Consider the following 18,369-nt stretch of genomic DNA (forward strand, 5'->3'; position numbering starts at 1 on the left):
TGTGAGCCCTCGCCCGAATCTGGCACGTCCCGACGTCTTCCATCCGAGCATCGTGCTGGCCGGCTGCCCGCAGCTCGTCTGCGGCGACGGCGACGACGACGGCCTGGTCGCCGCGCTGCGCACGCGCGGGCTGCACGCCCGCTGGCTGTCCTGGGACGACCCGCAGACCGAGACCGCCGACCTGGTGATCCTGCGCGCCGCCTGGGATTACGCCGAACGCCGCGAGGAATTCCTGGCCTGGACCCGGCGGGTGCGCCACCTGCTCAACGCCCCCGACGTGGTGGCGTGGAACAGCGATAAGCGCTACCTGCAGGACCTGGCCGACGCGGGCGTGCCGACCGTCGCGTCGTACTTCTTCGGACCCGGGGACACGGTGCGACTGCCGAAGGGCGAGATCGTGGTCAAACCCGCGATCGGCGCCGGCTCGATCGACACCGGCCGGTTCGTCGACCGGGGCGCGGCGCGCGCGCACATCGCCGCGCTGCAGGACAGCGGACGTACGGCACTGGTGCAGCCCTACGATGCCCGGGTGGAGCAGGGGGAGACCGCGCTGGTGTTCCTCGGCGGCCGGCAGTCGCATGCGTTCACCAAAGGCCCGATGCTGCCGCCGGAAGGGCAGACGGCCGCGCTGCACGAGTCCGGCACTTACGTGGAGGAGTCGCTGGCCCCGGCTGATCCGGACTTCGCGATGTGGGACGTCGGCGTGGCGGCGCTGGCCGCCGCGGGTCGCCATCTGGGTATCGAGACCAGTGAATTGCTTTATGCCCGCGTCGATCTCATCGGTGGCGCCGACGACCCGCTGGTGCTGGAGCTCGAGGTGATCGAGCCCGGCCTCGGCTGGCGCCAGCTCGACGAGCGGACCCGTGACCTGCGGCAGCGGGCGTTCGCGCTCGAGGTCGAGTCAGCGTGTGAGCGTCTTGGGCTCGGCCCGCTGTCGCATCGACGCCCATAGCGCCGCGGTGGCCGCGGTGCAGGCCGCCGCGCCGGCGACGTGCACGGCCACCAGTGCGGCAGGCACGCCAGTGAAGAACTGCACCGCGCCGACCAGTCCTTGGGCCAGCACCAAACCGACGAGCACCGCCAACCGCTTCAATATGGACCGCGGCGCGAACACCGCCTGCAGACCGGCGGCCAGCCCGATCAGCAGTGCCAGGTAGGCGATCAGCAGCGTGGAGTGCATGTGCACCAGCGTGAGGATCTCGACCTCGAGCCGAGGCACCGTGCGCTGTGGGCTCTTGTCGCCGGCGTGCGGGCCCGCGGCGGTCACCAGAGTCCCGGTGGTCAGCGTCGCGCCGAGCGTCAGCGCACCGAGCACGGTCAGATGCCGCAGCGGTTTGGGCACCAGCGCGGTCGGGATGCCGTCGTCGGGTTCGCCGATCTTGACGTAGAGCAGGGTTGCCAGCCAGACCATCGCCATCGAGGCCAGCAGGTGGATCGCGACCGTCCACCACGCCAGCCCGGTCAGCACGGTGATGCCGCCGAGCACCGCCTGCACCACCGTCGACGCCGGCATCAGCCAGGCGTAGATCAGCACCTCCCGGCGGCGGCGGGCGCGGGTCACGGCCAACACCGCCAGGATCGCGGTGAGCACGACGAGGAAGGTGATCATTCGGTTGCCGAACTCGACGGCTTGGTGGATGCCCGGCACCTCGGCGTGCGGGACCGGGACGAAGCTGCCGGGGAAACACTGGGGCCAGGTGGGGCAGCCCAGCCCGGATGCGGTGACCCGGACGATGGCACCGGTGACGGCGATCCCGCCCTGGGTCAGGATGACCGCGGCGGCGATGATGCGCTGGACGCGCAGGCTCGGCAGTGGCAGCAGGTCCACCAGCCGCAGAAAAAACCGTCCGACGGGCACGGCCTGATCGTAGAGGACGGCTAACTACGCCCCGTAGTAGGGACCGGCGTAGTAGGGACCGGCTTGCGCGCCTAGGTGAACCGGAACCAGCGCAGCGCCGCCAGCGCCGACACCACGCCCCACACCGCGAGTACCGCGATGCCGAACCAGTCGACCGACAGCGACATCGCGCGGGTCAGTGCCTCGGTGAGTGCTCCGGACGGCGTAAGCCGCGCCACCCAGGCCACCCCGCGCGGAATCGCGCCGGTCTCCAGGGTGAGTGCCCCCAGCCCGGCGAACACGAACCACAGCAGGTTGGCGACAGCCAGCACGATCTCGGCGCGCAGCGTTCCGCCCAGCAGCAGACCCATCGCCGCGAAACCCGCGGTGCCCAGCGCGATCACCAGCGCGCCGAGTAGCAGGCCGACCGGATGCGGACGCCAGCCGAGCGTCAAACCGATGCCACCGAGCAGCAATGCCTGCAGGAACACCACCGTCACGACGGCCAGCGATTTGCCGGCGATGATGCCCCACACCGGAAGTGCGGTGGCGCCCAACCGTTTCAGCGCCCCGTAGCGGCGGTCGAACGCGACGGCGATCGCCTGGCCGGTGAACGCCGTCGAGATCACCGCCAACGCCATGATCGCCGGAACGAACACCGCGACCCGGTGCGCGCCGAACGAGCCGAACGGCAACAGCGTGAGCCCGATCAGCAGAGTGATCGGGATGAACATCGTCAACAACAGCTGTTCGCCGTTGCGCAGCAACAGTTTCAGCTCGAGGCCGTACTGTGCGGCCAGCATCCGCGGCACGGTGCTGGGCCGCGGGTCGGGCGCGAAGGTGCCCGGCGGGAAGAGCTCACTCGTCATGACCGCAACTCCCTACCGGTCAACTCCAGGAACACGTCTTCGAGGCTGCGCTGCTCGACCCGGACATCGGTGGCCAGCACGTCGAGCCGCGCGCACCACGCGGTGACGGTCGCCAGCACCTGCGGGTCGATCTTGCCCTCCACCAGGTATTCACCGGGCGAAACCTCTTTGGCTGCATAGCCTTCCGGTAACGCCGCGATCAACAGCGACAGGTCGAGCTGGCGGGGCGCCGAGAATCGCAACTGGCCTTCGGCGCCGGAATTCATCAGCTCCGCGGGCGTGCCCGACGCGACGGCCGCGCCGTGGTCGATGATCACGATCCGGTCGGCGAGCTCCTCGGCCTCCTTGAGCTGGTGGGTGGTCAGCACCACCGTGACGCCGTCGCGGCGCAGCGCGTCGATGAGCTCCCACACCACCAGTCGCGCGTGCGCGTCCATGCCGGCGGTGGGCTCGTCGAGGAAGACCAGCTCGGGCCGGCCGACCAGGGCGCATGCCAGCGCCAGCCGCTGCTGCTGGCCGCCGGAAAGCCTGCGGTAGGTGGTGCGGGCGGCGTCCGTCAGTCCCAACGTGTCCAGCAGCCAGGCCGGGTCGAGTGGGTTTGCGGCGTAGGAGGCCACCAGGCTCAGCATCTCGCCGGCCCGTGCGGCCGGGTAACCGCCGCCGCCCTGCAGCATGACGCCGATCCGCTCGCGCACTCGCGCGTTGTCGGCGACCGGGTCCAGGCCAAGCACCTCGATGGTGCCGCCGTCGGGCCGGGTGAATCCCTCGCACATCTCGACGGTCGTGGTCTTGCCCGCGCCGTTCGGGCCGAGCAGGGCCAGCACTTCGGCGGCGTGCACCTCGAGATCGAGATTCGCCACGGCCGTCGTCGACCCGTAGTGCTTGGACACCCCGCGCAGTCGCACGGGGATTTCGCGGCCGGAACTCACGGTGACTCAGCGTATGCGCCGGGCGCCGGGCGCGGCGTCGGTGGTTCGGTCGGTGGCTCCGGCGAGGGTGTGCCGGACTCCGGGGTGGGCGATGTGTCGGGCTCCTGACCGCTGAACGTTTCGTTGGTTCCGGGCACCGTGCGCCAGGGCAGCCGGTGGAACGTCATCGCGATCAGCATCAGCACGATCACCGTGCTGGCCAGGGTGGCGTCGACGATCTGGAACAGCGCGAAGCGGTCGCCGTTGGCTGTTGGCCCGAAGATCCCGACGACGAGCGACACCGCGATGGTTGCGATGCGGAAGCCCGGCCTGGTGGCCCAGGCGGCCAGCGGGATGATGGCCCACAGCAGGTACCAGGGCTGGACGACGGGAAACAGCAACACGGTCGCGCCCAGCGCCACACCCAGACCGCCGACCGGATGCAGCCGGCCTCGCATCACGGCCAGCAGCAGCCAGGTGACGGTGATCATGATGATCAGCACACCCATGGCGCGGGTCAGCGACAGCACGGCAGTGGTGTGGTCACCCAGCCCGAGCAGGATCCCGACCTGGCCGGTACCCAGCGCCAGCAGAGTCGGCGGAGACATCCAGCTGCGCACCACGTTGGCGGTGCCGAGCGTGAACACCCAGCCGAAGCCGAGGCCGCTGGCCCAGCCGATGATCGCCATCACCACCAGCGACAGCGACCCCATGAACGCGCTGGCCAGCAGGAACGCCCTGACGGTCGACCCCCAGCGGTAGGCCAGGGCCATCCCCACAAAGCCCAGGGCCAACAGGCCCGGCAACTTCACCTGCGAGGACATCGTGATCAGCACCGAGCCCAGCACCAGCATCGCGGGCGGCATCCACTGCGCCCACTGGTCGCGCCCGTGCGGCCAGTGCATCGGCCGTGGCCACAGTGGCTTGGCGGAGTCGATGCCGCGCAGGGCGAATTCGGTTCCGGTGAGCATCAGGCCCAGCATCAGCGCCTCGTTGTGGATGCCGGCGACCAGATGCATCAGCAGCAGCGGGTTGGCCGCACCGAGCCACAGCGCACTGACCTCGGCGACGCCGCAGCGGCGGGCCAGTCGCGGCACCGCCCACACGATCATCCCGACGCCGAGCAGCACCACCACGCGGTGACTCAGGACAGCGGCGACGATGTTCTCCCCGGTCAGGGCCGAAATCCCGCGTCCGATCCACAAGAACAGCGGGCCGTAGGGCGCAGGGGTCTCGCGCCACAGGCTGGGCACCGACAGGGTGAAGACATGGTCCAGGCCCAGTCCGGGGGCGGGCCCGACCTTGTAGGGATTGAGCCCGTTGGCCGAGATCTGACTCTGCGCCAGGTAGGAGTAGACGTCCTTGCTGTACATCGGCGGAGCGATCAGCAGCGGGATGATCCAGAGCAGCAGGGTGTGATCAAGCTGACTGCGCGACATCCGGCGGCTGCCCAGGGCGAAGCGGCCGAGCATCAGCCAGGCCAACGCCATCATCACCGCACCGGTGGTGGTCATGGTCAGTGAGACGGTCTGGATGCGCGACGGCAGATTCAGCAGCCGTACCCCGAAGGTGGGGTCCTGCACGACGGGGCGGGCGCCGGCGCCGAGCGCACCGATTGCCATCAGTACTGTTCCGGTGGCACCGAACAACCGGGTCCGGCGCATGGCGCGGAATTCGGCGTCGTTGAGTGGCGCGCCAACGGTGCGTTCATCGCCGTGCAGACGGGCGATTGACGAACTCAGCGAAAGCTGGCGGGCTGCCACCACAGCACTCTAACGGGCGGCTTTTTCGCCCTCAGCTTGCTAAGGGTGCCCTTGCTAGACCTGTTCGGGCAATTGCGTAACACTGGTGTTGTGAAATTCCCGTCCGATGCCGACGCTGTGCCCGTGGTGGGCACCGCTGTGCATGACGGGCAGACCCGCCGGGCGATTGTGCAGCTCCTGCTCGAGTCGGGATCGATCACCGCCGCCGAGATCGGCCAGCGGCTGGGCATCTCCGCCGCCGGTGTGCGCAGGCACCTCGACGCGCTGATCGAGGCCGGCGACGCCGAGGCCAACGCCGCGGCGGCATGGCAGCAGGCAGGCCGGGGCCGGCCCGCCAAGCGCTACCGGCTCACCGCGGCCGGCCGGGCCAAGCTGGAACACACCTACGACGACCTGGCTTCCGCCGCGATCCGCCAACTGCGCGAAATCGGCGGCGATCAGGCGGTGCAGGCGTTCGCCCGGCGCCGTATCGACGCCATCCTTGCGGGAGTCGCGCAGGGCCCCGAGGACGTCGAGTCCACGGCCGAGCGGGTCGCCGACGCGATGACCAAGGCTGGTTACGCGGCCACGACGACGCGGGTAGGCGGACCCATGCAGGGCATCCAGATCTGCCAGCATCACTGCCCGGTCTCGCATGTCGCCGAAGAGTTTCCGGAACTGTGCGAAGCCGAGAAGGAGGCGATGTCCGAGATCCTCGGCACCCACGTTCAGCGACTGGCAACCATCGCCAACGGCGACTGCGCCTGCACCACCCACGTGCCGCTCACGCCGGCACACCACTAGACCAGAAGGAGCGTCACCATGACACTCACCCCGGAAGCCAAGCCGGCCGAGCCGCTGACCCAGGAAGAAACCATCGCTTCGCTGGGCAAGTACGGCTACGGCTGGTCGGACTCCGACGTTGCGGGTGCCAGCGCGCAGCGCGGGCTGTCCGAGGCTGTGGTGCGCGACATCTCCGGCAAGAAGAGCGAGCCGGAGTGGATGCTCGACATCCGACTCAAGGCACTGCGCACGTTCGACAAGAAGCCGATGCCGAACTGGGGATCCAACCTCGAGGGCATCGACTTCGACAACATCAAGTACTTCGTGCGCTCCAGCGAGAAGCAGGCCGCCACCTGGGATGACCTGCCCGCCGACATCAAGAACACCTACGACCGGCTCGGTATCCCCGAGGCGGAGAAGCAGCGCCTGGTCTCCGGTGTGGCCGCACAGTACGAGTCCGAGGTGGTCTACCACTCGATCCGCGAGGACCTCGAGGCCCAGGGTGTGATCTTCCTGGACACCGACTCGGGCCTGCGTGAGCACCCGGAGCTGTTTCGGCAGTACTTCGGCACCGTGATCCCGGCCGGGGACAACAAGTTCTCCGCGCTCAACACCGCGGTGTGGTCGGGTGGTTCGTTCATCTACGTCCCCAGGGGCGTGCACGTCGACATCCCGCTGCAGGCCTACTTCCGGATCAACACCGAGAACATGGGCCAGTTCGAGCGGACGCTGATCATCGTCGACGAAGACGCCTACGTGCACTACGTCGAGGGGTGTACCGCGCCGATCTACAAGAGCGACTCGCTGCACTCCGCGGTCGTCGAGATCATCGTGAAGCCCGGTGGCCGTTGCCGTTACACGACCATCCAGAACTGGTCGAACAACGTCTACAACCTGGTCACCAAGCGTGCCCGCGCCGAGGCCGGCGCCACCATGGAGTGGGTCGACGGCAACATCGGTTCGAAGGTCACGATGAAGTACCCGGCGGTGTGGATGACCGGTGAGCACGCCAAGGGCGAGGTTCTCTCGGTGGCCTTCGCCGGCGAGGGGCAGCATCAGGACACCGGCGCCAAGATGCTGCACCTGGCCCCGTACACGTCGAGCAACATCGTGTCCAAGTCGGTGGCCCGTGGCGGTGGCCGGGCGTCCTACCGCGGCCTGGTCCAGGTCAACAAGGGCGCGCACGGATCTCGCGCGAGCGTGAAATGCGATGCGCTGCTGGTCGACTCCATCAGCCGTAGCGACACCTACCCCTACGTCGACATCCGCGAGGACGACGTCACGATGGGCCACGAGGCCACCGTGTCGAAGGTCAGCGAGGATCAGCTGTTCTACCTGATGAGCCGCGGCATGACCGAGGACGAGGCAATGGCGATGGTCGTGCGCGGCTTCGTCGAGCCGATCGCCAAGGAACTGCCCATGGAATACGCCCTGGAGTTGAACCGGCTGATCGAGCTGCAAATGGAAGGTGCTGTCGGCTAGCTCGGGCGAGCGAAGCGACGGGAAAAATATATGAGCAATCTGACTAAGGCAGTTGAGGGTTCGCGCCTCACTGCCGCCAACAAGGGCGAGCAATTCAGCTCGTTCGACGTCGACGCCTTCGAGGTGCCCGGCGGTCGCGATGAGCTGTGGCGGTTCACCCCGCTGAAGCGACTTCGTGGCCTGCACGACGGTTCGGCCGTCGCCAATGGCACCGCCGCGATCACGGTGACCGAGCGTCCCGGTGTCACGGTCGAGACCGTCCGGCGCGGTGACGAACGACTCGGCCAGGGCGGGGTGCCCAGCGATCGGGTTGCTGCGCAGGCGTTCTCGTCGTTCAACACGGCGACGGTGGTGACCGTCGCGCGCGACACCGAAGTCGCCGAGCCGATCGAGATCACCGTCGACGGCCCCGGTGAGGGTGGGGTGGCCTACGGTCACCTGCAGATCCGGGTCGAGGAATTGTCCCGCGCGATCGTCGTCGTCGACCTGCGCGGCAGCGGTACCTATGCCGACAACGTCGAGATCATCGTCGGCGACTCCGCCGGCCTGGGCGTCATCTGGATCGCGGACTTCGCCGACGACATGGTGCACGTGAGCGCGCACCACGCCAAGCTCGGCAAGGACTCGGTGCTCGGCCACGTCAACGTCACCCTCGGCGGCGACGTGGTGCGGACCTCGACCACGGTGCGGTTCGCCGGCCCCGGCGGGGACGCCAAGATGCTCGGCACTTACTTCGCCGACGCCGGGCAGTTCTTCGAGTCCCGGTTGCTGGTCGACCACGCGCAGCCCAACTGCAAGTCGGATGTGCTGTACAAGGGTGCGCTGCAAGGGGATCCGGATTCCAAGAAGCCCGATGCGCACACCGTCTGGGTGGGCGACGTGCTGATCCGGGCCGAGGCCACCGGCACCGACACCTTCGAGGTGAATCGCAACCTGGTGCTCACCGACGGCGCGCGTGCCGACTCGGTGCCCAACCTGGAGATCGAGACCGGCGAGATCGTCGGCGCCGGGCACGCCAGTGCCACCGGCCGTTTCGACGACGAGCAGCTGTTCTACCTGCGCGCCCGCGGCATCCCGGAGGCGCAAGCCCGCCGGCTGGTGGTGCGCGGTTTCTTCAACGAGATCATCGCCAAAATCGCGGTCCCCGAGGTGCGCGAGCGCCTGACCGATGCCATCGAACGAGAACTTGCCATCACTGAGTCGAAAGCCACACAGCCATGAGCACTTTGGAAATCAAGGATCTTCACGTCAGCGTCGCCAACGAAGACGGCACCGAGAAAGAGATCCTCAAGGGCGTCAACCTGACCGTGAATTCGGGGGAGACCCATGCGGTCATGGGCCCCAACGGTTCCGGCAAGTCCACACTGTCGTATTCGATCGCCGGCCACCCCAAGTACCACGTCACGTCGGGGTCGATCACGCTCGACGGTGAGGACGTGCTGGCGATGAGCGTCGACGAACGCGCCCGCGCCGGCCTGTTCCTGGCCATGCAGTACCCGGTCGAGGTGCCCGGGGTGTCGATGTCGAACTTCCTGCGCACCGCGGCGACCGCGGTCCGCGGCGAGGCCCCGAAGCTGCGGCACTGGGTCAAGGAAGTCAAGGCGGCGATGACCGATCTGGAGATCGACCCGCAGTTCGCCGAACGCAGTGTGAACGAAGGCTTTTCCGGTGGCGAGAAGAAGCGCCACGAGATCCTGCAGCTGGGTCTGCTGAAGCCGAAGATCGCGATCCTCGACGAGACGGACTCCGGCCTGGACGTCGACGCCCTGCGGGTGGTGTCCGAGGGCGTCAACCGCTACGCCGAGGCCGAGCATGCCGGTGTCCTGCTGATCACGCACTACACCCGGATCCTGCGCTACATCCACCCGCAGTTCGTCCACGTCTTCGTCGACGGCCGGATCGTCGAGTCCGGCGGCGCCGAGCTGGCCGACGAGCTGGAAGAGAACGGCTACGTGCGCTTCACCCAGGCGGCGGCAGGAGCCTGACATGACCGCCTCGGTCGACCTGGACGTCGTGGGTATCCGCGCGGATTTCCCGATCCTCAGTCGGGTGATGCGGGGCGGACACCAGCTGGCCTACCTGGATTCCGGGGCGACGTCGCAGAAACCGCTGCAGGTTCTCGATGCCGAGCGCGAGTTTCTGACCACGTCCAACGGGGCGGTGCATCGCGGTGCGCACCAGCTGATGGAGGAGTCGACCGACGCCTACGAGCAGGGCCGTGCCGATATCGCGTCGTTCGTCGGTGCCGACACCGACGAGCTGGTGTTCACCAAGAACGCCACCGAGTCGCTCAACCTGGTGTCGTACGTGCTGGGGGACAAGCGGTTCGAGATGGCGGTCGGCCCCGGCGACGTCATCGTCACCACCGAGCTGGAACACCACGCCAACCTGATCCCCTGGCAGGAGCTCGCCCGCCGCACCGGGGCGACCCTGCGCTGGTACGGCGTGACCGACGACGGCCGCATCGATCTCGATTCGTTGCAGCTCGACGAGCGGGTGAAAGTCGTTGCCTTCAGCCATCATTCGAACGTCACCGGCGCGGTGGCACCCGTCGCCGAGATTGTCCGGCGGGCCCGGTCCGTCGGTGCGTTGACCGTGCTGGACGCCTGCCAGTCGGTGCCGCACCAGCCGGTGGACTTCCACGGCCTCGACGTCGACTACGCCGCGTTCTCCGGGCACAAGATGCTCGGACCCACCGGTATCGGCGTGCTGTACGGCCGGCGTGAGCTGCTCGAGGCGATGCCGCCGTTCCTCACCGGCGGTTCGATGATCGAGACCGTCACCATGGAGGGCGCCACCTATGCGCCGGCACCGCAGCGGTTCGAGGCGGGCACGCCGATGACCTCGCAGGTGGTCGGATTGGGTGCGGCCGCACGGTATTTGGACAAGATCGGGATGGGCGCCGTCGAGGCGCACGAGAACGAGCTGGTCGCCGCCGCGCTGGAAGGCCTCGGAGCCATTCCGCAGGTACGCATTATCGGGCCGACCAGCATGGAACACCGCGGCTCGCCGGTGAGTTTCGTCGTCGACGGGGTTCATGCCCACGACGTCGGTCAGGTGCTCGACGACGACGGCGTGGCCGTGCGCGTCGGGCACCACTGCGCGTGGCCGCTGCACCGCCGGTTCGGCATCGCCGCCACCGCCCGCGCATCGTTCGCCGTCTACAACACCGTCGACGAGGTGGATCGCCTGGTGGCGGGCGTCAAGCGGGCCATCGACTTCTTTGGGCGGGATTGAGTGAAACTCGAGCAGATGTACCAGGAAGTGATCCTGGACCACTACAAGCACCCGCACCACCGCGGGCTGCGTGAGCCGTTCGGCGCCGAGGTGCATCACGTCAACCCGACGTGCGGCGACGAGGTGACGCTGCGGGTGGCGCTGTCCGGGGACGGCGAACAGGTCGTCGACATCTCCTACGACGGCCAGGGCTGCTCGATCAGCCAGGCGGCCACCTCGGTGCTCACCGACCAGGTGATCGGGCTGACCGTCGGCGACGCCCTCAAGACCGTGGCGGCGTTCACCGAGATGGTGTCGTCGCGGGGCACCGTCGAGGGCGACGAGGATGTACTCGGCGACGGCGTGGCCTTTGCCGGTGTGGCGAAGTATCCGGCTCGGGTGAAGTGCGCGCTGCTGGGCTGGCTGGCGTTCAAAGACGCGGTGGCCCAGGCATCGCATCGAAAAGACTTGGAGGACAAGCGATGACTGAATCTGATCAGCTGCCCAATCCGCTGCTCGACGACATCGAGGAAGCCATGCGGGACGTGGTGGATCCCGAGCTGGGGATCAACGTCGTCGACCTCGGCCTGGTCTACGACCTGAACGTCGAGAACGGCGACGCCGGAACGGTGGCGCTCATCGACATGACACTGACCTCGGCGGCCTGCCCGCTGACCGATGTGATCGAAGACCAGACCCTCACGGCACTGGTCGGTGCCGGGCTGGTCAACGAGGCCAAGATCAACTGGGTGTGGAACCCGCCGTGGGGTCCGGACAAGATCACCGAGGACGGCCGCGAACAGCTCCGCGCGCTGGGGTTCACTGTCTAATCTGAGCAGATGCTCACCGTCCCCGCCTTCGTGTGGCGCGGCGGTGCGGTGACGCGGTCCGTCCTGGTCGGCGTGAGCGCCGGCGTCGTCATCGGTCTGCTGGCCTGGCTGGACTCCGGACTGTGGTTCCCCGCCCTGCTGGCCGGCGCCATCGTCGCGGTGGTCTACGGGATCTGGCTGGGCACGCGGATGGTGACGTTCTGGCCCGGCGCCTCGGCATTGACCGGTGAACAGCGCGTGCGCGTTGCCGGGGTCACCCGCTGGGGCGGCCGCATCGGCGACCCCGCCCTGGCGCAGCCGGTGGTGGACTACGCCGACGGCCTGCGCAAGTCCGCCGAGACCGGGCGGCCATTCCGGTGGGTGCTGCCCCTGATCCTCGTGGTCGCGATCGGAATTGCCGGGTGGGACGCGGTATTCGGCTCGACCCGTGACCTCATCGCATCCTGCGTGTACCTGGTGCTCCTGGGCTTCGAGCTGTTCTGGTGGCCCGGCCGCCGAGATCAATTGCTGACCAACGCCGATCGCGCCCGCGAACGTGCGGTGGCGCTGATCGAGCGCACCGGAGGAACGGCTCAGTGATAGCAGAACCCACAGTGGTGGCCACCCGCCGTCAATTGCACGGCATCGCCGAGAGTTTCCTTGCCGGGCCGCAGTACCGCGCGACGGGGACGATCCGGCTGGCCGTTCGTCCGGACGGCTTCACCGCCACCACGCTGGCGGTCGCGGTGCGCGGGACCACGTTGGTGTGGCCGGACGGCAGCATCCCGCTGGCGGGCCGGGTGCGTGACCTGGCCGCCGCCACCGGACTCGATGTCGGTCCGCCGCCGGCCACGGTGTATCGCGCGGTCGCCGAATTGGAGTCCGACACCGTTCTCGACATCGACGCCGGCGCCGCGGACACCATCTACCGCAGCCTTTACGCCGGCGGGTTCGCGATCAAAGCCGCTCTGCCAGAAGCGCATCCGGTGCTCTGGCCCGAACACCTCGATGTCGCCGCCACCCTCGAGGAGGTCAACTACGGGGTTTCGGCGGGCGACGACTTCCATGAACTGCCCTACGCCTATGTCGGCCCGTGGGACTTCGCCACCGCGCCGCGCACCGGACCGCTGTGGAACGCGCCCTTCGGCGCCGTGCGCGCACTCGATCTCACCGCCGACGTCGACACCCTGGCCACCGACATCGCCGACTTCTTCCGGCGAGGAATCAATGCCGTCGGCGGCGGTGTTGCAACAACTCATGGATGATGCACGCCTGGAGGAGCTGTTCACCCCGGTGACCGTCGGGTCGCTGACCGTGCCCAACCGGTTTGCGATGGCACCGATGACCCGCGCCGCCTCGCCGGACGGTGTCCCGGGACCCGACGTGGCCGCCTATTACGGCCGCCGCGCGGCAGGCGGAACCGGACTGATCATCACTGAGGGCGTTCGGATTCCGCATCCGGCCGCCGGCTGGCCGGACCGCATCCCGAACCTGGACGGTGACGATGTGCTGGCCGGCTGGCGCGCAGTCACCGACGCCGTGCACGCCGAGGGTGCGACGATCGCCGCCCAGCTCTGGCATCAGGGCGTCGCGCGCGGTGTCCACGACGGGGACCGTCCCGAGCAGACGCCGGTCAGCCCGTCGGGCATCGACATCGCCGGCGGCGCGACCGGCCGCGCGCTGGACGCCGACGAGCTGCCGGCGCTCGCGCAGGCGTACGCCCTGGCGGCCGCCAACGCCCGGGCGGCCGGCTTCGACGCCGTCGAGATCCACGGCGCCCACGGCTACCTGCTCGACCAATTCCTCTGGGAGCACACCAATCACCGCACCGACGGCTACGGCGGCTCGCTGGCGGCGCGCACCCGGTTCCCGGCCGAGGTGGTCGCTGCGGTGCGGGCGGCCGTGGGTCCCGGCTTCCCGATCATCTACCGCTTTTCGCAGTGGAAGATGAACCGCTACGACGCGCAGGTGGCCGGCAGCGCAGCAGAACTCGAGCAACTGCTGGCCCCGCTGGTCGAGGCCGGCGTGGACATATTGCACCCGTCGACGCGACGGCACTACCTGCCCGGCTTCCCCGGCGAGGACCCGCACCTGAGCCTGGCCGGCTGGACCAAGAAGATGACCGGCCTGCCCGTCATCGCCGTCGGCTCGGTGGGCCTGGAGACCGAGTTCAACCCCGGTGCGGGCAGCGGCCCGATCCCGCCGTCGCCCATCGACCGGCTGCTCGACCAGTTCGAGGCCGGCGAATTCGACATCGTCGCGGTCGGGCGTGCCCTGCTCGCCGACCCGGCGTGGGTCAACCACCTGCGCGACGGCGCGCTCGACGAGTTCGCCGGTTTCGATGCGGCCAGCGCGCTGGCCCGTTTGTATTAAAGAGCGACCCCGTTTGTACTGACAGTTACAGGGAACACACAGCGACAACCAGACGTTAGGACTGACGTGGCTACCCAAGACCTGACCGCACAGAACTTCAACGACACCATCACCGGCAACGACATCGTGCTGGTTGACTTCTGGGCGTCGTGGTGCGGACCGTGCCGGGCCTTCGCCCCGACCTTCACCGCGTCGTCGGAACAGCACCCGGACGTCGTCTACGGCAAGGTCGACACCGAGGCCGAGCAGGAACTGGCGGCCGCCGCCGAGATCCGCTCCATCCCGACGCTGATGGCGTTCAAGAAGGGCAAGCTGATCTTTAACCAGGCCGGTGCCCTTCCGCCCGCCGCGCTGGAGGACCTCATCCGCCAGGTCAAGGAGTTCGACGTCGACTCCGCGGTCTCGTCCCAGTCCGAGGACGCCTGACCTAGTAGGCGGGTTACCGTGCACGGGTGATTCGTGACACAGGTTTCGTCCTCGTCGATAAACCGCAGCCCAACATCGCTCTGGTCACCCTGAACCGGCCCGAGCGGATGAACTCCATGGCGTTCGACGTCATGCTGCCGTTGCGGGAAGTCCTCACCGAACTCAAGCACGACAACGACGTGCGCGCGGTCGTGCTGACCGGCGCCGGCCGGGGATTCTCGTCGGGCGCCGACCACAAATCCGCAGGCTCGGTCCCGCACGTCGCCGGGCTGACCCGCCCGTCGTTCGGGCTGCGCTCGATGGACGTGCTCGACGATGTGATTCTCGCCATGCGCAAGCTGCACCAGCCGATCATCGCCGCGGTCAACGGCGCGGCCATCGGCGGCGGGTTATGTCTGGCCCTGGCCGCCGACATCCGGGTCGCGGCCGCCGGCGCCTACTTCCGCGCAGCCGGCATCAACAACGGGCTGACCGCCAGTGAACTGGGCCTGAGCTACCTGCTGCCACGGGCGATCGGCTCATCGCGGGCCTTCGAGATCATGCTCACCGGGCGTGACGTCGATGCGCAGGAAGCCGAACGGATCGGCTTGGTGTCCCGCCAGGTGCCCGACGAGGACCTGCTGCCGGTCGCCTTCGAGATCGCTGCCCGCATCGCGGCGTTCTCCCGGCCCGGAACCGAGTTGACCAAGCGGACGCTGTGGAGTGGACTGGACGCCGGTAGCCTGGAAGGACATATGCAGGCCGAGGGCCTCGGGCAGCTTTATGTGCGCCTGCTCACCGCCAACTTCGAAGAGGCGGTCGCTGCGCGCGCCGAGAACCGCGCCCCGGTCTTCACCGACGACAAGTAACCACCTCGGGGCACGAGCGAACCGACCCGGGGATTACGACAGAGGAGTAGTGCGCGCGTGATTACCGCAACGGACCTGGAGGTCCGCGCCGGCGCGCGCACACTGCTCCTCGCCGAAGGACCCGCGCTGCGTATCCAGCCCGGCGACCGCATCGGCCTGGTCGGGCGCAACGGCGCGGGCAAGACGACGACCCTGCGGATCCTGGCGGGGGAGGGCGAGCCCTACGCGGGAACCGTCGTGCGCACCGGAGACATCGGCTACCTGCCGCAGGATCCGCGTGAGGGCGATCTCGACGTGCTGGCCCGCGACCGGGTGCTCTCGGCGCGCGGCCTGGACACGCTGCTCTCGGATCTGGAGAAGCAGCAGGTATTGATGGCCGAGGTGGTCGACGAGGCCGCCCGCGACAAGGCGGTACGCCGCTACGGCCAACTCGAGGAACGGTTCGCCGCACTCGGCGGATACGCCGCCGAAAGCGAAGCGGGCCGCATCTGCGCCAGCCTCGGTCTGCCCGATCGGGTTCTCACCCAGCCGCTACGCACCCTGTCCGGCGGTCAGCGCAGGCGCGTCGAACTGTCCCGGATCCTGTTCGCCGCCAGCGACACTGGATCCGGCTCGGCCACCACTCTGTTGCTCGACGAGCCCACCAACCACCTCGATGCCGACTCGATCGGCTGGCTGCGGGGCTTCCTGCAAAACCACACCGGCGGGCTCGTGGTGATCAGCCACGACGTCGACCTGCTCGCCGATGTGGTCAACCGGGTGTGGTTCCTCGACGCCGTGCGCGGCGAAGCCGACGTCTACAACATGGGCTGGCAGAAGTACCTCGACGCCCGCGCCACCGACGAGCAGCGCCGGCGCCGCGAACGCGCCAACGCCGAGAAGAAGGCCAGCGCGCTGCGTACCCAGGCCGCCAAGATGGGCGCCAAGGCCACCAAAGCCGTTGCCGCACAGAACATGTTGCGTCGCGCCGAGCGGATGATGGCCGAATTGGACGCCGAGCGGGTGGCCGACAAGGTGGCCCGGATCAAGTTCCCGACGCCGGCGCCGTGCGGCAAGACACCGCTGGTCGTCAAAGGGCTGACCAAGAACTACGGCTCCCTCGAGGTGTTCACCGGCGTCGACCTGGCCATCGACCGCGGCTCACGCGTGGTGGTGCTGGGCCTCAACGGCGCGGGCAAGACCACCCTGCTCCGGTTGATCGCCGGCACCGAAACTCCCGACGCCGGCGGACTGGAACCCGGTCACGGCCTCAAGATCGGGTATTTCGCGCAGGAACACGACACTCTCGACAACAACGCGACGGTGTGGGAGAACATCCGCCACGCCGCCCCGGACACCGGCGAGCAGGACCTGCGCGGCCTGCTCGGCGCGTTCATGTTCACCGGTCCGCAACTCGAGCAGCCGGCCGGCACGCTGTCCGGCGGTGAGAAGACCCGGCTGGCGTTGGCGGGATTGGTGGCCTCGACGGCGAACGTGCTGTTGCTCGACGAGCCGACCAACAACCTCGATCCCGCGTCCCGCGAACAGGTTCTGGACGCGCTGCGCAGTTATCAGGGTGCAGTCGTGCTGGTGACCCACGATCCGGGCGCCGCCGAAGCGCTCGACCCGCAACGGGTGGTGCTGCTTCCGGACGGCACCGAGGACTTCTGGTCCGACGAGTATCGGGACCTCATCGAGCTCGCCTGACAACTGGCATAAACGATTTCGGTCATTCCCCCCAACGCGCCGACCCACGCTCCTACTCTCATGGCTATCGGCGCGGATTCACCGGGGAGGGTGATCATGAGGAAGCCCAACGAAGCTCGAGACCAGTTGCTGGACTCTCTGCGAAACGCCTACGAGAGCGGCGCGAGCATTCGCACCCTCGTGGCGTCGACGGGCCGTTCGTACGGCTCGATCCACGCACTGTTACGCGAGTCCGGGACCACTATGCGCAGCCGCGGTGGCCCCAACCACGTCACGCGTCGGTAGCGCTCGACCCGACTGGCGCGCGTCCCGCTTTGCCGGGGCGGTTGAGATAGTGTCGGCACCGTCTGTGAAAAGGTTTGGCGCACAGCGCAGAACAGAAATGAGACGATGGTCAGCGACATCGAGCGGCTCCGGTCCCTATATCTCGACTACCTCGTCGCCTGTAACGATCATGACTTCGAACGCATGACGACGTTCTACGCCCCGATCATCTCCATCAACGACACGCCCACCGACGCGCGGACGGTCACCGCGCAGTTCGCCCCACTGGTCGCGGCGTTCCCGGACTGGCGTTGGACGGTGCGCAACATGATCATCGACGCGACGCACATCTCACTGAACTTCTCTGTCACCGGCACCCACCGCGGCGTCTTCGAAGGGATCGAACCGACCGGTCGTGACGTGACCATCTCCGAGTTCACCATCTACCGCGTCGAGGGCAACAGGTTCACCCACGTATGGGACCTCGCCGATTTCGCGTCCCTGCGAGAGCAGATCGGCTAGCCCGGTCGCGGGCGTGCCGTCAGGCCCGGCCGCCTGCATCGTCGGCCCGCACCGAATCCTCCACCAGATCCAGCACTGCTGAAAGCCGCTGGGGATCCTCGCCCGTCGCCAGCCGCGCGACCAGTCCGTCGAGCACCAGGTCCAGGTAGCACTGCAACACATCGGGCGGCACGTCGTCGCGCAGCCGGCCAGCCTGTTTCTGCTGGCGCAGCCGCTCCGAGGTCGCCGAGGCCAATTCCGCCGAACGTTCCACCCAGCCCCGGTGAAACACCGGGTCGTTGCGCAGCTTGCGGGCGATCTCCAATCGTGTGGCCAGCCAATCGAATTGATCGGGCGCGGCCAGCATGTCGCGCATCACCTGGATGAGACCCTCGCGCGCCGCCACCTCGGCCATCCGGGCCGCATCCTCGCGGGCAAGCGCGAAGAACAAGGTGTCCTTGTCGCGGTAATGATGGAATATCGCACCGCGTGACAGACCGATGGTCTGCTCCAGCCGGCGCACGGTCGCCTGCTCATAGCCGTACTCGGCGAAGCAGCGCCGTGCGCCGTCGAGGATCTGGCGGCGGCGGGCCGCCAGATGATCCTCGCTGACTTTGGGCACCCG

At 68.2% G+C, this 18,369-nt stretch carries 21 protein-coding genes; 16 read left to right on the forward strand and 5 right to left on the reverse strand.

Annotation, left to right across the window (positions count from 1 at the left end; translation table 11 throughout):
• The first annotated feature begins 1 nt into the window (after window position 1).
• Window positions 2-952 (forward strand): ATP-grasp domain-containing protein, encoded by a 951-nt coding sequence (locus tag G6N32_RS11980; RefSeq protein ID WP_115319785.1) that lies wholly within the window; start codon window positions 2-4, stop codon window positions 950-952.
• Here the strand turns inward: G6N32_RS11980 and G6N32_RS11985 are convergent.
• The 4 genes from G6N32_RS11985 to mptB all read right to left on the reverse strand — a co-directional run bounded on the left by G6N32_RS11985 (window position 902) and on the right by mptB (window position 5,377).
• The gene (locus G6N32_RS11985) at window positions 902-1,858 is read right to left on the reverse strand and encodes a COX15/CtaA family protein (protein ID WP_115319786.1); all 957 of its coding nucleotides are present in this window, start codon (window positions 1,856-1,858) and stop codon (window positions 902-904) included. The two genes, G6N32_RS11980 and G6N32_RS11985, sit on opposite strands and share 51 nt — an antisense overlap.
• 71 nt (window positions 1,859-1,929) lie before the next feature.
• Complete coding sequence (locus tag G6N32_RS11990) at window positions 1,930-2,706, reverse strand: ABC transporter permease (RefSeq protein WP_115319787.1); 777 nt, start codon at window positions 2,704-2,706, stop codon at window positions 1,930-1,932.
• Window positions 2,703-3,611 carry an ABC transporter ATP-binding protein gene (locus tag G6N32_RS11995; RefSeq protein ID WP_115321109.1) on the reverse strand — a complete coding sequence of 303 codons (909 nt, stop codon included), beginning with the start codon at window positions 3,609-3,611 and terminating at the stop codon, window positions 2,703-2,705. The genes G6N32_RS11990 and G6N32_RS11995 overlap by 4 nt, the downstream gene beginning before the upstream one ends.
• A 20-nt stretch (window positions 3,612-3,631) precedes the next feature.
• Window positions 3,632-5,377 (reverse strand): polyprenol phosphomannose-dependent alpha 1,6 mannosyltransferase MptB, encoded by a 1,746-nt coding sequence (mptB, locus tag G6N32_RS12000; RefSeq protein WP_163789241.1) that lies wholly within the window; start codon window positions 5,375-5,377, stop codon window positions 3,632-3,634.
• 45 nt (window positions 5,378-5,422) lie between these two features.
• Here mptB and G6N32_RS12005 point away from each other — a divergent pair, with 45 nt between their 5' ends.
• The 15 genes from G6N32_RS12005 to G6N32_RS12075 all read left to right on the forward strand — a co-directional run bounded on the left by G6N32_RS12005 (window position 5,423) and on the right by G6N32_RS12075 (window position 17,765).
• The gene (locus G6N32_RS12005; RefSeq protein ID WP_410432684.1) at window positions 5,423-6,160 is read left to right on the forward strand and encodes a helix-turn-helix transcriptional regulator; all 738 of its coding nucleotides are present in this window, start codon (window positions 5,423-5,425) and stop codon (window positions 6,158-6,160) included.
• A gap of 18 nt (window positions 6,161-6,178) precedes the next feature.
• Window positions 6,179-7,621: a Fe-S cluster assembly protein SufB gene (gene sufB, locus G6N32_RS12010; protein ID WP_115319790.1), complete on the forward strand. Its 1,443-nt coding sequence runs from the start codon at window positions 6,179-6,181 to the stop codon at window positions 7,619-7,621.
• Between the two features lie 30 nt (window positions 7,622-7,651).
• Window positions 7,652-8,842 (forward strand): Fe-S cluster assembly protein SufD, encoded by a 1,191-nt coding sequence (gene sufD / locus G6N32_RS12015; RefSeq protein WP_115319791.1) that lies wholly within the window; start codon window positions 7,652-7,654, stop codon window positions 8,840-8,842.
• A complete protein-coding gene (gene sufC, locus G6N32_RS12020) occupies window positions 8,839-9,606 on the forward strand; it encodes a Fe-S cluster assembly ATPase SufC (protein ID WP_115319792.1) in 768 nt (255 codons plus the stop codon). Before sufD ends, sufC begins: the two co-directional genes overlap by 4 nt.
• 1 nt (window position 9,607) lies before the next feature.
• Window positions 9,608-10,858 carry a cysteine desulfurase gene (locus G6N32_RS12025; protein ID WP_115319793.1) on the forward strand — a complete coding sequence of 417 codons (1,251 nt, stop codon included), beginning with the start codon at window positions 9,608-9,610 and terminating at the stop codon, window positions 10,856-10,858.
• Entirely contained in the window at window positions 10,859-11,323 is a 465-nt protein-coding gene (sufU, locus tag G6N32_RS12030) for a Fe-S cluster assembly sulfur transfer protein SufU (protein WP_115319794.1), read from the forward strand.
• On the forward strand, window positions 11,320-11,667 hold the full coding sequence (locus tag G6N32_RS12035) for a metal-sulfur cluster assembly factor (RefSeq protein WP_115319795.1): 348 nt from the start codon (window positions 11,320-11,322) through the stop codon (window positions 11,665-11,667). The genes sufU and G6N32_RS12035 overlap by 4 nt, the downstream gene beginning before the upstream one ends.
• Window positions 11,668-11,676: 9 nt before the next feature.
• The gene (locus G6N32_RS12040) at window positions 11,677-12,246 is read left to right on the forward strand and encodes a hypothetical protein (protein WP_115319796.1); all 570 of its coding nucleotides are present in this window, start codon (window positions 11,677-11,679) and stop codon (window positions 12,244-12,246) included.
• The gene (locus G6N32_RS12045; protein ID WP_115319797.1) at window positions 12,243-12,911 is read left to right on the forward strand and encodes a hypothetical protein; all 669 of its coding nucleotides are present in this window, start codon (window positions 12,243-12,245) and stop codon (window positions 12,909-12,911) included. Before G6N32_RS12040 ends, G6N32_RS12045 begins: the two co-directional genes overlap by 4 nt.
• On the forward strand, window positions 12,904-14,019 hold the full coding sequence (locus tag G6N32_RS12050; RefSeq protein ID WP_115321110.1) for an oxidoreductase: 1,116 nt from the start codon (window positions 12,904-12,906) through the stop codon (window positions 14,017-14,019). The genes G6N32_RS12045 and G6N32_RS12050 overlap by 8 nt, the downstream gene beginning before the upstream one ends.
• Before the next feature lie 66 nt (window positions 14,020-14,085).
• Window positions 14,086-14,445 carry a thioredoxin gene (gene trxA, locus G6N32_RS12055; protein WP_115319798.1) on the forward strand — a complete coding sequence of 120 codons (360 nt, stop codon included), beginning with the start codon at window positions 14,086-14,088 and terminating at the stop codon, window positions 14,443-14,445.
• A gap of 26 nt (window positions 14,446-14,471) precedes the next feature.
• A complete protein-coding gene (locus tag G6N32_RS12060) occupies window positions 14,472-15,293 on the forward strand; it encodes an enoyl-CoA hydratase (RefSeq protein ID WP_115319799.1) in 822 nt (273 codons plus the stop codon).
• Window positions 15,294-15,350: 57 nt separating this feature from the next.
• Window positions 15,351-16,979: an ABC-F family ATP-binding cassette domain-containing protein gene (locus G6N32_RS12065; RefSeq protein WP_115319800.1), complete on the forward strand. Its 1,629-nt coding sequence runs from the start codon at window positions 15,351-15,353 to the stop codon at window positions 16,977-16,979.
• 96 nt (window positions 16,980-17,075) lie between these two features.
• Complete coding sequence (locus G6N32_RS12070) at window positions 17,076-17,264, forward strand: helix-turn-helix domain-containing protein (protein WP_115321111.1); 189 nt, start codon at window positions 17,076-17,078, stop codon at window positions 17,262-17,264.
• Window positions 17,265-17,369: 105 nt separating this feature from the next.
• On the forward strand, window positions 17,370-17,765 hold the full coding sequence (locus tag G6N32_RS12075) for an ester cyclase (RefSeq protein ID WP_115319801.1): 396 nt from the start codon (window positions 17,370-17,372) through the stop codon (window positions 17,763-17,765).
• A 19-nt stretch (window positions 17,766-17,784) separates the two neighbouring features.
• On the opposite strand, the gene G6N32_RS12080 is transcribed toward G6N32_RS12075, so the two are convergent.
• Window positions 17,785-18,366, reverse strand: coding sequence for a TetR/AcrR family transcriptional regulator (locus G6N32_RS12080; protein ID WP_115319802.1), 582 nt, complete (start codon window positions 18,364-18,366; stop codon window positions 17,785-17,787).
• Between the last annotated feature and the right edge of the window lie 3 nt (window positions 18,367-18,369).

The sequence above is a fragment of the Mycolicibacterium aichiense genome (assembly GCF_010726245.1).
GTDB classification, from domain to species: domain Bacteria; phylum Actinomycetota; class Actinomycetes; order Mycobacteriales; family Mycobacteriaceae; genus Mycobacterium; species Mycobacterium aichiense.